Raw genomic sequence first — 13,331 nt, 5'->3', positions numbered from 1 at the left:
GGGCCACCCTGTCACGCGCGCCAGTCGAGCGGGACCTGCTTGTTTCTGTCCCAGGGACGCTCCCAGCCCGAGTAGTGCAGCAAACGGTCGATGACCCCGGCCGTGAAGCCCCACACGAGGGCCGATTCGACCAGAAATGCCGGACCCTTGTGGCCACTTGGGTGCACGGCGGTCACACGGTTGGCCGGATCCGTGAGATCCGCCACGGGAACCGTGAAAACCCGGGCCGTCTCGTTCGGATCGACGACCCCGACCGGCGTCGGCTCGCGCCACCAGCCAAGCACGGGCGTGACGACGAAGCCACTCACCGGGATGTAGAGCTTGGGCAGTACGCCGAAGAGCTGGACGCCGGCCGGATCGAGCCCGGTCTCCTCCTCGGCCTCGCGGAGCGCGGCCCGCAACGGTCCCTCACCCTGCGGATCACCGTCCTCGGGATCGAGTGCGCCGCCGGGGAAGGACGGCTGACCCGCGTGGGAGCGCAGCGAACTGGCCCGCTCCATGAGCAGCAGCTCGGGGGCGACCTCGCCACGACCGCCGACGCCGTCCTCACCGCCGACGCCGTCACCGATGTCTCCGGTCTTTCTGTCGCCCTCCCCGAAGAGGATCAGTACGGCGGACTGGCGACCCGCGCCGTCCTCGGGCGGCAGGAAGCGGCTCAGCTGGAGCGGCTCGACCGTCTCGACGGCGTGCACCACCGGATCGAGCCAGCCGGGCAGGCCCACCTTGCTGAGCGTCGCCTCGCCGCCCTGTGTGTTGCTCGCGCGCGTCACCGCCACCCCCGTTCTGCTGCTTTCAACGCCTGCGGCCGCCCCGTTGGTTCCGTCGATGCCGCCTGACTCCCAGGCCTCACCGCGGGCCTCATCCGGCCCCCAGCGGCGGCGCCGGGATGCCGCCCGCGTCGAGGTACGCCTGCGGCGGGTTCAGCCGCTGCCCGGGGAAGCCGCCCTTCTCGTACTTCAGGAGCTTCTGTGCCTTCTCCGGGTCCGTCTCGCCCTCTCCGTACGCCGGGCACAGCGGAGCGAGCGGGCAGGCGCCGCAGGCGGGCTTGCGGGCGTGGCAGATACGGCGGCCGTGGAAGATCACATGATGCGACAGCATCGTCCAGTCACTCTTGGGGAAGAGCGAGCCGACCGCGGCCTCGATCTTGTCGGGGTCCTTCTCCGCCGTCCACTGCCAGCGGTGCACGAGCCGCTGGAAGTGCGTGTCCACGGTGATACCGGGACGCCCGAAGGCGTTGCCGAGCACGACGAAGGCGGTCTTACGGCCCACACCGGGGAGTTTGACGAGGTCTTCGAGCCGTCCGGGCACCTCGCCGCCGAACTCCTCCGACAGGGCCTTCGACAGCCCTATGACGGACCTGGTCTTGGCCCGGAAGAAGCCGGTCGGGCGCAGGATCTCCTCGACCTCCTCGGGGTTGGCGACCGCCAGGTCCTCGGGGGTGGGGTACTTGGCGAAGAGGGCGGGAGTCGTCTGGTTGACCCGCAGGTCGGTGGTCTGGGCCGACAGGACCGTGGCGACGAGGAGTTGGAAGGAATTCTCGAAGTCCAGCTCGGGGTGGGCGTACGGATAGACCTCGGCGAGCTCCCGGTCGATCCGGCGAGCACGCCGGACGAGAGCGGTGCGTGACTCGTTGCGGGGCGGCGACTTCGGGGCGGCTGCGGTCTTGGCGGTACCGGTCTTGGAACCGGCCGCCTTGGGAGTGGCGGCCTTGGAAACGGCGGCCCTGGAGGCAGGCCTGGTGGTGGCCGGCTTCGCGGACGCGGCTTTCTTCACCGGCGCGACCCTCTTCGCCGGCGCGGCCTTCCGCACCGGTCCTGCCAGTCCCGCCGGTTCTGCCGGTTCTTCCGGTTCGGACGGTCCCGCGGACTTGTCCTCCAGGGCCCCCTTCGCGGTCGTCCCAGCCCGCTCGGTCGCCCCGGTCACCTTCTTGGCGGCTTTCTCCACCGACATCACCTCTGCCGCTTTCTACGCATTCCGGCCCCCACCCGTACCCTGTTCGCCCACAGCGGAATCGCACCCTGCGGCCACCCGCTCAGCCCCCTCGGCCTGCGCTCCCACCGGCGATTTGGACACCCGGCCAGCCTAGAGCCCGGCACTGACATCCGCCCCGGACCCTGAAGATCGGCGCCCAATTGGCCCCCTGCCACACTGGCGGAGACACTCGTGCGGCATCCTTGTGACAGATCACACTGTTTGGACCGTCCGGCAAGATGGGGAACACGGTCCCCGTTAACCGGGGAGCAAGATCCCCTGAGCAGGTCGACAAGGAGAGAACTCGTGGACGACGTTCTGCGGCGCGCCCCGCTCTTCGCGGCGCTCGATGACGAGCAGGCCGCGGAGCTCCGCGCCTCCATGAGTGAGGTGACCCTCGCGCGCGGTGACGCCCTTTTTCACGAGGGCGACCCGGGTGACCGGCTCTACGTGGTCACCGAGGGCAAGGTCAAGCTTCACCGCACGTCCCCGGACGGGCGCGAGAACATGCTGGCCGTCCTCGGCCCCGGTGAGCTGATCGGCGAGCTGTCGCTGTTCGACCCGGGCCCGCGCACCGCCACGGCCACCGCACTGACCGAGGTCAAGCTGCTCGGCCTCGGCCACGGCGACCTCCAGCCCTGGCTGAACGCCCGCCCCGAGGTGGCCGCCGCGCTCCTGCGCGCCGTCGCCCGGCGCCTGCGCAAGACCAACGACCAGATGTCCGACCTGGTCTTCTCCGACGTGCCGGGCCGCGTCGCGCGCGCCCTGCTCGACCTCTCGCGCCGCTTCGGCGTGCAGTCGGAGGAGGGCATCCACGTCGTGCACGACCTGACGCAGGAGGAGCTGGCGCAGCTCGTCGGCGCCTCTCGCGAGACGGTCAACAAGGCGCTCGCCGACTTCGCGGGCCGCGGCTGGCTGCGCCTGGAGGCGCGCGCCGTGATCCTGCTGGACGTGGAGCGGCTGGCGAAGCGTTCGCGTTAGCCGGGAGCCGTCCGTACGTGCGAGAGGGGCCCTGCCGCATGGCGGGGCCCCTCTCGCATTCAACGGGTTCACCGGGGCGGGGGCCATGCGGTGACGAGAACGTGTTGCACGGAACCAAGGGGTGGGTGGCATGCACCAGGACAGAGCGCCCGAGTCGGTCTGGGAGGCCGCACCGGAGCCCACGAAACGCAGGTTGCGCCTCTTCCGCCGGGACCCGGAGGCGCAGACGCTGTGGCAGTCCGAGTTCGAGCAGCGGGACCTGGGCGAGCCGTTGGGCCTGTGGGCGACGGACCGGGCAGTGGCCCAGGCCCGCTTCGACCGCGTCACCGCGTACGCACCGGCGACCGGTGAGCCTCTCTGGACCTGGCAGCCGCCGGGCCAGGACGTGATCGTCGGGGCCTCCCAGGACGCCCAGGACGGCCTCGGCGTCGTCCTGCACCACGACGACGGCGAACCTCGCGCCGAGCATGTCCGCCTCACCGCGCTCGACCTCGGTACCGGGGCCGTGGCGTGGTCGCGTGAACAGCCGAAGAACCAGCTGGCCTACATCGGCGCCGATTCCGCGCGCGGGGTGACGATCGGCGGCGGCCGGATAGCGACCGCCCCGGTCTGGATCGCGAACAGTCAGGGCTGGAAGGGCAACGAACCACCGGTCGTCCGGTGTCTCGACGCGCGCACCGGCGCCGTCCAGTGGGAGCGGTCGCTCCCGGACCAGTGGGGCGACTGGTTCTCCGTCCTGGCGACGGACCCGCCGGTCCTGTCCGTCCGCAACAACGGCAAGCGCTCCCGCCCTCGGCTGTACGTGGTGCGCGAGGACGGGGAGTGGTACCTCGAGCTTCCGGACGGCTACAAGGACTTCGGACCCGCGGTCGCCGTCGTCGGAGACACGCTCGCCGTCGGCCTCGAACCGGACGACCCCGTCGGCGACACCGAGAAGAGCGCCGACACGGTCCTGCGCGCCTACTCCGTCCCGACCGGCGAGCAGCTCTGGGAGTGGCGCACCGATCACGGCCGTACGCTCCATCCGCTGGCCCACCGCGGATACCTCATGGTGGGCAACGGCTACGGCAGCCGGGTGACCGTCCTCGACCCCACCGACGGCCGGGTCGTCGCGGAGCGCAGACTGCCCGGCTTCAGCTACCGGGCCCGGTACGCCGCCTGGGACGACCGCCTGGCCGTGGTGTGCCACGCGGTGAGCGAGACCCGGCGCGTGCGGGTGTTCCGCTGGAAGTGACGTGACGTACGGGGTGCCGGCGCGTCCGGGGCTGGACGAGCACGGGTTCATCGCGCGTGAGGGCTCCCTCGCTCGCGTGCCGCCCGCTTTCCGGCCCGTCGTCGGTGCGGCCCGCGACCGGGTCGTCGACGTCTTCGGGGCGCGGCTGCACAGTGCGTACGTGTACGGGTCCGTCCCGCGCGGCACCGCGCGCGTGGGCCGCAGCGACCTGGACCTTCTGCTCGTCCTGCGCGATGAGCCCACAGAGGTGGACCGGGCGGCGGCCCGCGCTCTGGACGCGGCGCTCGACAACGAGTTCGAGCAGATCGACGGCTCCGGCACGCTGCTGGTCTCGCGGGCACAGGTGTTGAGCGACCTGGAGAGGCACGACCTGGGCTGGTTCGTGGCCTGCCTCTGCACACCTCTCCTCGGCGAGGACCTGGCCGGGTACCTGCCCCGCTACCGCCCCGACTCCCTCCTCGCCCGCGAGACCAACGGCGACCTGGCCCTGTGCCTCCCGCGCTGGCGGCGCCTGATCGCCGATGCGACCGCCCCGGGGGCTCCTACGGGGGCGGTACGCGCACGCGTGCGGGGCATTTCCCGCCGCCTGGTGCGGACCGGCTTCACTCTCGTCATGCCGCGCCGGGAAGGCTGGACCAGTGATCTGTACGAGATGGCCGAGGCGTTCGCGGCGTACTACCCGCAGTGGGGCCCGCGCATGAGGGAGGCAGCGTCACTGGGCCACGAGCCGACGGACGACCCGGCCGTCCTGCGGTCGTTTTCGCGCTCGCACGTCGAGGAGCTGGGCTCGTGGCTCGCCGAGGAGTACACGCGCGTGCACGGCGTCAAGGCACCCAGGCCCGAATAGGGGCCCGGGCCGGACCTAGATGAGCCCGTGCTCGCGCAGGTACTCCAGTTGGGCCCGTACGGACAGTTCGGCGGCCGGCCACAGGGAGCGGTCCACGTCCGCGTACACGTGGGCGACTACCTCCGCGGGGCTCGTGCAGCCGTTCTCCGCCGCTGTCTCGACCTGGGCGAGTCGGTGGGCCCGGTGGGCGAGGTAGAACTCGACTGCCCCCTGGGCGTCGTCCAGGACGGGACCGTGACCCGGCAGGACGATGTGTACGCCGTCGTCCACGGTCAGGGACCTGAGTCGCCGCAGGGAGTCCAGATAGTCCCCCAGGCGGCCGTCAGGATGGGCCACCAAGGTCGTTCCACGCCCCAGGACGGTGTCACCCGTCAGGACGGCCCGATCGGCCGGGAGATGGAAGCACAGCGAGTCCGATGTGTGTCCCGGCGTCGGTACGACCCTCAGCTCCAGCCCGCCGACGGACACGACGTCCCCGTGCCCGAGCCCCTCGTCCCCCAGCCGCAGCGCCGGATCGAGCGCCCGCACACGCGATCCCGTCAGCTCGGCGAAGCGTCCGGCGCCCTCCGCGTGGTCCGGATGCCCGTGCGTGAGCAGTGTCAGCGCGACCCGCTTGCCGGCCTTCCGCACGGTGTCGACGACATGCCGGAGGTGTACGTCGTCGAGGGGGCCCGGGTCGACGACGACGGCCAGTTCGGAATCGGGCTCCGAGACGATCCAGGTGTTCGTCCCGTCGAGCGTCATCGCGGAGGCGTTGGGCGCGAGGACATTGACCGCGCGCGCGGTCGCGGGGCCCGAGAGAACCCCGCCGCGCGGCTGGCCGGGGAGAGCGGCGGCTTCGGTCATGCGGGGGCACCTGCCAGGGCCAGGGGGTGGGTGGGGGGTGTGTGCGGGTGCACGGGGGCGGGTGTGCTCGCCGGCGCCGTCATGCGGGGGCTCCGCCGAGCGGGATGTGCTTGGTGAACTCCTCGTGCCCCGGCCAGGCCAGCACGATCTCACCGTCCTCCAGGCTGGCCCTGGCCAGGACTGGCGCCAGGTCGCGCTCCAGGGCCCCGGCGAGGGCCCCCGACACGCTGTCGTACGGTGCCAGCGCCCGCAGGGTCGCGATCGTGGGCGGCAGCATCAGCAGCTCGCCCTTGTCGTACGAGGCCGCCGCGGTGGCGGGTTCGATCCACACCGTGCGGTCGGCCTCCGTGGAGGCGTTGCGGGTGCGCTGGCCCCTCGGGAGCGCGGCGACGAAGAACCAGGTGTCGTAGCGGCGGGACTCGAACTCCGGGGTGATCCAGCGGGCCCACGCCCCGAGGAGGTCCGAGCGGAGCACCAGTCCGCGGCGGTCCAGGAACTCGGCGAAGGACAGTTCCCGGGCGACCAGTGCCGCGCGGTCCGCCTCCCAGTCGTCGCCCGTGGTGTCGCCGACCACGGAATCGGCGGTCGGGCCCGCGAGCAGGACGCCCGCCTCCTCGTACGTCTCCCGTACGGCGGCGCAGACGACCGCCTGCGCGGACGTCTCGTCGGTGCCCAGGCCCAGCCGGGAGGCCCACCACGCGCGCGTGGGGCCCGCCCAGCGGATCAGGTGGTCGTCGTCGCGGGGGTCGACGCCGCCGCCCGGATACGCGTACGCGCCCCCGGCGAAGGCCATGGAGGCGCGTCTGCGCAGCATGTGGACGACGGGGCCGGTGTCGGTGTCGGTGTCGGTGTCCTTCAGGAGCATGACGGTGGCCGCACGCTTGGGGGTGACCGGGGTGAGGGTGCCTTCGGCGAGCCCGCGGATGAGGTCCGGCCACTCCGGTGGGTACCACTGCCCGTTTGCCATGGGCGGAGGCTATCCGGTGGTGAGCGCATGTTCGAGGGCGCGAGGGTTTCTTCGCCCCCGCCGCCCCTCCCCGTCCCATCCCTGGGGGCTGCGCCCCCAGCCCCCCCCCTGTCGCGCTGAACGCGCTCGTCCTCAAACGCCGGACGGGCTAAAGACCGACCAGCTCAACCTGGACCTCGACCTCCACAGGCGCGTCCAGTGGCAGTACCGCCACGCCGACCGCGCTGCGGGCGTGGACGCCCTTGTCGCCCAGTACCTCGCCGAGGAGTTCGCTCGCGCCGTTGATCACACCGGGCTGCCCGGTGAAGTCCGGCGCCGAGGCGACGAAGCCGACGACCTTCACGACGCGCGCGACCAGGTCGAGGTCACCGGCGACCGACTTGACCGCCGCGAGCGCGTTCAGCGCACACGTACGGGCCAGTTGTTTGGCCTCCTCCGGCGTGACCTCCGCGCCCACCTTCCCGGTGACCGGAAGTTTCCCGTCCACCATGGGCAGCTGGCCCGAGGTGTACACGTACACCCCCGACCGCACAGCCGGCTGGTACGCGGCCAGCGGCGGCACGACCGCCGGCAGGGTCAGGCCCAGCTCGGCGAGGCGGGCCTCCACCGCGCTCACGCCTTCTCCCGCTTCAGGTAGGCCACGAGCTGCTCGGGGTTGTTCGGCCCGGGCACGACCTGGACGAGCTCCCAGCCGTCCTCGCCCCAGGTGTCCAGAATCTGCTTCGTGGCGTGGACGAGCAGCGGCACGGTCGAGTATTCCCACTTGGTCATGGAGGCGACTTTATCCGCTGCCGCCAAGCGCTCCGCGCCCACGTTGTCCACAGCCTCCGGCGTAGGTTCGAGCCGGACTGGTTAGTCTCGAATACGTGAGCAGGTTCCAGGTCGTCAGCGGTAAGGGCGGGACCGGAAAGACCACGGTCGCCGCAGCGCTCGCGCTCGCCCTCGCAACCGAGGGGAAGCGCACGCTTCTCGTCGAGGTCGAGGGCAGGCAGGGCATCGCGCAGCTCTTCGAAACCGAAGTGCTGCCTTATGAGGAGCGGAAGATCGCCGTCGCTCCCGGGGGCGGGGAGGTGTTCGCCCTCGCCATCGACCCCGAGCAGGCACTGCTGGACTACCTCCAGATGTTCTACAAACTCGGGAGCGCCGGTCGTGCCCTGAAGAAACTCGGCGCGATCGACTTCGCCACCACCATCGCCCCGGGCATCAGGGACGTGCTCCTGACCGGAAAGGCGTGCGAGGCGGTCCGGCGGAAGGACAGGAGCGGGCGGTTCGCCTACGACCACGTCGTGATGGACGCCCCGCCGACCGGCCGCATCACCCGTTTCCTGAACGTCAACGACGAGGTGGCCGGCCTCGCGAAGATCGGCCCGATACACAATCAGGCCCAGGCCGTGATGCGCGTGCTCAAGTCGCCCGAGACGGCGGTGCATCTGGTGACGCTGCTGGAGGAGATGCCCGTCCAGGAGACCGCGGACGGCATCGCCGAGCTGCGTGCGGCGAAGCTGCCGGTGGGGCGGATCATCGTCAACATGGTGCGGCCCGAGGTTTTGGACGAGGCCGAGCTGGAACTCGTACGGGCGGCCCCTCGCGGCGCGCTCGCGCGGTCGCTGTCGGCCGCCGGGCTCGGCGGGGCGCGGCGCGGCGGGAACGCCGAGAAGCTGGTGGATCCGCTGCTGGCCCAGGTCGAGGAGTACGCCGAGCGGTACGCCCTGGAGCACGAACAGCGGTCCGTGCTGGGCGGGTTGGAGCTGCCCCTGCACGAACTGCCGTTGTTCGCCGAGGGCATGGATCTGGCAGGTCTGTACGAACTGGCCAACGAGCTGCGGAAGCAGAGGATTTCATGAGCCCGGACCCGCACGACTCCGCCTCCCGTCACGGCCTGTCCCCCGCGCGCGTGCTTGAGGTGGATCCGCTGATCGACGATCCGAGGACGCGGATCGTGGTGTGCTGCGGATCCGGCGGGGTCGGCAAGACGACCACCGCGGCGGCGCTCGGACTGCGCGCCGCCGAGCGGGGGCGGAAGGTGGTGGTGCTGACCATCGACCCGGCCCGCAGACTCGCCCAGTCCATGGGCATCGACTCGCTCGACAACGTCCCGCGGCGGGTCAAGGGCGTCGAGGGCGGCGGCGAACTGCACGCCATGATGCTCGACATGAAGCGGACGTTCGACGAGATCGTCGAGGCGCACGCCGACCGTGAGCGGGCCGCCGCGATCCTCGCCAACCCCTTCTACCAGTCACTCTCGGCGGGCTTCGCGGGCACGCAGGAGTACATGGCGATGGAGAAGCTGGGGCAGCTGCGGGCGCGCGACGAGTGGGATCTCATCGTCGTCGACACACCTCCGTCCCGGTCCGCGCTGGACTTCCTGGACGCCCCGAAGAGGCTCGGCTCGTTTCTCGACGGCCGGCTGATCCGGCTGCTGACGGCGCCGGCGAAGCTGGGCGGGCGCGCCGGAATGAAGTTCCTGAACGTCGGCATGTCGTTGATGACCGGCACCCTGGGCAAGCTCCTGGGCGGCCAACTCCTCAAGGACGTACAGACGTTCGTCTCCGCGATGGACACCACCTTCGGTGGGTTCCGTACCCGCGCCGACGCCACCTACCAGCTTCTTCAGGCGCCCGGTACGGCGTTTCTGGTGGTCGCGGCCCCGGAGCGGGACGCGCTGCGCGAGGCCGCGTACTTCGTGGAGCGGCTGGCCGCGGAGGACATGCCGCTCGCCGGGCTGGTGCTCAACCGGGTCCACGGCAGCGGCGCCGCCCAGCTGTCGGCCGAGCGTGCGCTCGCCGCCGCGGAAAATCTTGAAGAGCCCCGCATTGTCGATCAGGAGGACGGGAAAGCTGGACTTCGTAACTCCCCCGACCCGTACGGCGGTTCAGAACGTCCGGACCAGACAGCAGCGCCCGAGGCAGGCGTCGAGGAACACGTCAGGGAACACGTCGAAGGCTCCCCCACCGCCACCGACGGTGCCCCGACCGCCGACCCGAGCGAACCCACCGTCCAACAACTCACCGCAGGCCTGCTCCGGCTGCACGCCGACCGTATGCAGCTGCTCTCCCGCGAGCAGCGCACACGCGACCGCTTCACCGCCCTCCACCCGGAGGTGGCGGTCACCGAGGTCGCCGCACTGCCCGGCGATGTGCATGACCTCGCGGGCCTGCGGAACATCGGCGACCGACTCGCGACCGACCGGCCAGAGCTGCCGGACCCTCCGGTGACGAGCGACTGAGACGAGACGTGACTGAGACGAGACGTGACTGAGACGAGTGACTGACGAGACGGCGGTTACCGACCGCGAGGTTCCACGAGGTTCCACGAGGTTCAGTGACCGACTGTCGACGGCTCAGCCCACTGCCAAGTAGTTCTCGTACACCTCTTCCTCGTCGAGGGGCAGGATTCCCGCCCCCCGCTCGTACTCCGTACGCGCGGTTTCGAGCAGCCGACGCCACGAGGTGACGGTGGGACGCCTGCGCAGCAGTGCGCGGCGCTCCCGCTCCGTCATTCCTCCCCACACGCCGAACTCGACACGGTTGTCGAGCGCGTCAGCCAGGCATTCCGTGCGTACCGGACATCCGGTGCACACCGCCTTGGCCCTGTTCTGCGCTGCTCCTTGAACGAACAGTTCATCCGGATCGGTAGTGCGGCAGCCCGCCTGCGCACTCCAGTCGGTTACCCAGCCCATACCGGCGCCGTCCTCTCCCGAATCGAGGCTCCCCCACGGCGGCAGCGGCATATTCACCGCGCCAGTTGAGGACGTTACGGAAGGCGGGGACAGCGCAACACCCCCTTCGGGCCCAATCTTGAATGGCCCGAACGGACTATGGGTAAGCGGCAGATCACCCGGGGGAGTGAGCGACCGACATGCGTGACCATCCCGACAAAGGGGGACAGTTCACCTGGGTCACAACGGATACCTCGTGACACACGAGGCCAATCCGGGCGCGTACTCCACAAAAAAAGTTGGACTACATCCGAAACGTTTCCGGTCTCAGGGACGTATTGATACGTGACCTCACAGCTGTGACAGTTGTGAGCAGCTTAGGCCAAGGCCTGTACGTGTGTCCGGCGAATGAGAACGTAGGCTGCCCTTATGCCAAACAAGCGCTCGGGCGGAGGCCTGTCGGTAGTCCAGCAGGCCGCCAAGTTCCTCGGTGTCAGCGTGCTCGCGGGTGCGGTCGCGGCGGGCATCGCCCTGCCCGCCGCCGGCGCGCTCGGCCTCGCGGCCAAGGGTTCGGTCGAGGGGTTCGACGAGATCCCGGCCAATCTCAAGACCCTGCCGCTGAGCCAGCGCACCACGATCCTGGACGCCAAGGGCGGCCAGCTGGCGACGGTCTACTCGCGCGACCGCACGGTCGTCGAGCTCAAGGACATCTCGCCGTACATGCAGAAGGCGATCGTCGCGATCGAGGACTCCCGGTTCTACGAGCACGGCGCGATCGACCTCAAGGGCGTCCTGCGGGCGCTCAACAAGAACGCGCAGAGCGGCGGCGTCGCGGAGGGCGCCTCCACGCTCACGCAGCAGCTCGTGAAGAACGTGTTCGTCGAGGAGGCCGGTGACGACCCGACGAAGGTCGCGCAGGCCCAGCAGCAGACGATCGGCCGCAAGATCAAGGAGCTGAAGTACGCGATCCAGGTCGAGGAGGAACTGGGCAAGAAGAAGATCCTCGAGAACTACCTGAACATCACGTTCTTCGGCCAGCAGGCCTACGGCGTCGAGGCCGGCGCCCGCCGCTACTTCTCCAAGTCCGCGAAGAACCTCACCCTCCCCCAGGCGGCCCTGCTGGCCGGCATCGTCCAGTCGCCGACCCGGTACGACCCGGTGAACGACCCGGCGGAGGCCACCAAGCGCCGTAACACCGTGCTCAAGCGCATGGCGGAGGTCGGTGACATCTCCCAGCAGGAGGCCGCCGCCGCGCAGGAGAAGCCGCTCGGCCTGAAGGTCAGCGAGCCCAAGAACGGCTGCATCGCCGCGGTCAAGGGCGCGGGCTTCTTCTGCAAGTACGTCGAGAAGGAGTTCCTGGCCAGCCCCGTCTTCGGCAAGACCCGCGCGGACCGGGCGAAGATCTGGAACCAGGGCGGCCTGACCATCCGTACGACGCTGGACCCGCAGTCGCAGGCGTCCGTGCAGGCGTCGATCAAGGAACACGTGTACCAGTCGGACTCGGTGGCGACAGCCGTCACGCTGGTCCAGCCGGGCACCGGCAAGATCCTCGGCATGGGCCAGTCGAAGCCGTACGGCTACGGCAAGAACCAGACCGAGATCAACTACTCGGTCGGCAGCGACCGGGGCGGTTCCAACTACGGCTTCCCGACCGGTTCGACGTTCAAGCCGTTCGTGGCGGCGGCGGCCCTGGAGGAGGGGCGCCCGGCGATCCAGCAGTACTCGGCGCCGTACGAGATGGAGTACCCCAGCCCGGTCCAGACGTGCAGCGGCAAGCCGTGGGTCAACCTGAAGGGCGAGAAGCTGGAGAACGAGAGCGAGTCGGAGAAGGGCCCCTACCGCCTGAAGAAGGCGATGGCGCTGTCGGTCAACACCTACTTCGTGCAGATGATCTCCGACATCGGCCTGTGCCCGGTGATGAACATGACCGACGCACTGCACGTCAGACAGGGCAACGGCGACAAGCTCCCCGAGGTGCCGGCCATCGCCCTCGGCTCCAGGGGCATCTCCCCGCTGACGATGGCGAGCGCGTACGCGGCCTTCGCCTCCCGAGGCATGTACTGCACGCCGATCGCCATCGAGTCGATCACGCAGAAGGTCAACGGCGGGCAGAAGTCGCTGGAGGTCCCGAAGTCGACGTGCTCCCGTGCGATGTCGGAGACGACCGCGGACACGGTCAACACCCTGCTCCAGGGCGTCATCGACTCCGGCACCGGCCAGTCGGCCGGCCTCACCGACGGCCGCGACAACGCGGGTAAGACGGGTACGACGGACGAGCGCAAGAACGCCTGGTTCGTCGGCTACACGCCGACCCTGTCGGGTGCCGTCTGGGTCGGCAGCGCCATGCAGAACGTGAAGATGCGCAACATCAGGATCGGCGGCAACTACTACGACCTGGTCTTCGGCGGCAAGGTCCCGGGCCCCATCTGGAAGGACGCCATGACCGGCGCCCTCCAGGGCAAGGACTCCGGGAAGTTCAACATCATCCCCATCATCGAGCCGGCCCCCCCGAAGCCGGACGACAACGGCAACAACGACGGCGGCAACGGGGACAACAACGGCAACAACAACGGTGGCGCGACGGACGGCAACGACAACGGCGGCACGACGTTCCCGAACCCGACCTTCTCGATCCCCGAGGGCTTCATCCAGGGCAACGACAACGGCGGCAACAACGGAACCAGCAACGGGAACAGCAACGGCAACGGCAACGGAGGCTTCCCGTAGAGGGTCCGCGCGCCGCGGCCGAGCGAGTGAGCCGGGCAGCGAGTGAGCCGTAGTCGCCTGTACGTCGATGGGGGCGCCCTTCTCAGGAAGGGCGCCCCCA

13 protein-coding genes are annotated in these 13,331 nt (G+C 70.0%); 6 read left to right on the top strand and 7 right to left on the bottom strand.

The window, feature by feature from the left end:
• Positions 1–11: 11 nt before the first annotated feature.
• Positions 12–770, bottom strand: a complete 759-nt coding sequence (locus tag PV734_RS23460; protein WP_319291477.1) for a CoA pyrophosphatase — start codon at positions 768–770, stop codon at positions 12–14.
• 88 nt (positions 771–858) lie between these two features.
• Positions 859–1,950 (bottom strand): endonuclease III, encoded by a 1,092-nt coding sequence (gene nth / locus PV734_RS23455; RefSeq protein ID WP_319291474.1) that lies wholly within the window; start codon positions 1,948–1,950, stop codon positions 859–861.
• A gap of 327 nt (positions 1,951–2,277) precedes the next feature.
• Here nth and PV734_RS23450 point away from each other — a divergent pair, with 327 nt between their 5' ends.
• The 3 genes from PV734_RS23450 to PV734_RS23440 all read left to right on the top strand — a co-directional run bounded on the left by PV734_RS23450 (position 2,278) and on the right by PV734_RS23440 (position 5,033).
• A complete protein-coding gene (locus PV734_RS23450) occupies positions 2,278–2,952 on the top strand; it encodes a Crp/Fnr family transcriptional regulator (protein WP_006382668.1) in 675 nt (224 codons plus the stop codon).
• Between the two features lie 130 nt (positions 2,953–3,082).
• The gene (locus PV734_RS23445) at positions 3,083–4,186 is read left to right on the top strand and encodes a PQQ-binding-like beta-propeller repeat protein (RefSeq protein WP_319291472.1); all 1,104 of its coding nucleotides are present in this window, start codon (positions 3,083–3,085) and stop codon (positions 4,184–4,186) included.
• Position 4,187: 1 nt separating this feature from the next.
• Positions 4,188–5,033: a nucleotidyltransferase domain-containing protein gene (locus PV734_RS23440; RefSeq protein ID WP_319092706.1), complete on the top strand. Its 846-nt coding sequence runs from the start codon at positions 4,188–4,190 to the stop codon at positions 5,031–5,033.
• A gap of 15 nt (positions 5,034–5,048) precedes the next feature.
• Here PV734_RS23440 and PV734_RS23435 read toward each other — a convergent pair whose 3' ends face one another.
• From PV734_RS23435 to PV734_RS23420, 4 genes are all read right to left on the bottom strand, one after another.
• Entirely contained in the window at positions 5,049–5,879 is an 831-nt protein-coding gene (locus PV734_RS23435) for an MBL fold metallo-hydrolase (RefSeq protein ID WP_319092707.1), read from the bottom strand.
• A 79-nt stretch (positions 5,880–5,958) separates the two neighbouring features.
• Entirely contained in the window at positions 5,959–6,846 is an 888-nt protein-coding gene (locus PV734_RS23430) for an NUDIX hydrolase (protein ID WP_319291469.1), read from the bottom strand.
• A gap of 148 nt (positions 6,847–6,994) precedes the next feature.
• The gene (locus PV734_RS23425) at positions 6,995–7,462 is read right to left on the bottom strand and encodes a RidA family protein (protein WP_006373280.1); all 468 of its coding nucleotides are present in this window, start codon (positions 7,460–7,462) and stop codon (positions 6,995–6,997) included.
• Positions 7,459–7,617 carry a DUF4177 domain-containing protein gene (locus PV734_RS23420; RefSeq protein WP_019063748.1) on the bottom strand — a complete coding sequence of 53 codons (159 nt, stop codon included), beginning with the start codon at positions 7,615–7,617 and terminating at the stop codon, positions 7,459–7,461. The genes PV734_RS23425 and PV734_RS23420 overlap by 4 nt, the downstream gene beginning before the upstream one ends.
• Positions 7,618–7,712: 95 nt before the next feature.
• Between PV734_RS23420 and PV734_RS23415 the strand changes: the two genes are divergently transcribed.
• Both PV734_RS23415 and PV734_RS23410 read left to right on the top strand, forming a co-directional pair.
• Entirely contained in the window at positions 7,713–8,690 is a 978-nt protein-coding gene (locus tag PV734_RS23415; protein ID WP_319092709.1) for an ArsA-related P-loop ATPase, read from the top strand.
• Complete coding sequence (locus PV734_RS23410; protein ID WP_319092710.1) at positions 8,687–10,072, top strand: ArsA family ATPase; 1,386 nt, start codon at positions 8,687–8,689, stop codon at positions 10,070–10,072. The genes PV734_RS23415 and PV734_RS23410 overlap by 4 nt, the downstream gene beginning before the upstream one ends.
• Before the next feature lie 114 nt (positions 10,073–10,186).
• Here PV734_RS23410 and wblA read toward each other — a convergent pair whose 3' ends face one another.
• Complete coding sequence (gene wblA, locus PV734_RS23405) at positions 10,187–10,525, bottom strand: transcriptional regulator WblA (RefSeq protein ID WP_319092711.1); 339 nt, start codon at positions 10,523–10,525, stop codon at positions 10,187–10,189.
• Positions 10,526–10,933: 408 nt separating this feature from the next.
• On the opposite strand from wblA, the gene PV734_RS23400 reads away from it, so the two are divergent.
• A complete protein-coding gene (locus PV734_RS23400) occupies positions 10,934–13,231 on the top strand; it encodes a transglycosylase domain-containing protein (RefSeq protein ID WP_319092712.1) in 2,298 nt (765 codons plus the stop codon).
• Positions 13,232–13,331: the final 100 nt, after the last annotated feature.

The organism is Streptomyces sp. AK08-02, from assembly GCF_033795085.1.
Lineage (GTDB): Bacteria > Actinomycetota > Actinomycetes > Streptomycetales > Streptomycetaceae > Streptomyces > Streptomyces echiniscabiei.
Note: the sequence above shows the minus strand (reverse complement) of the source record. Positions and strands in the feature narration are given on the sequence as shown.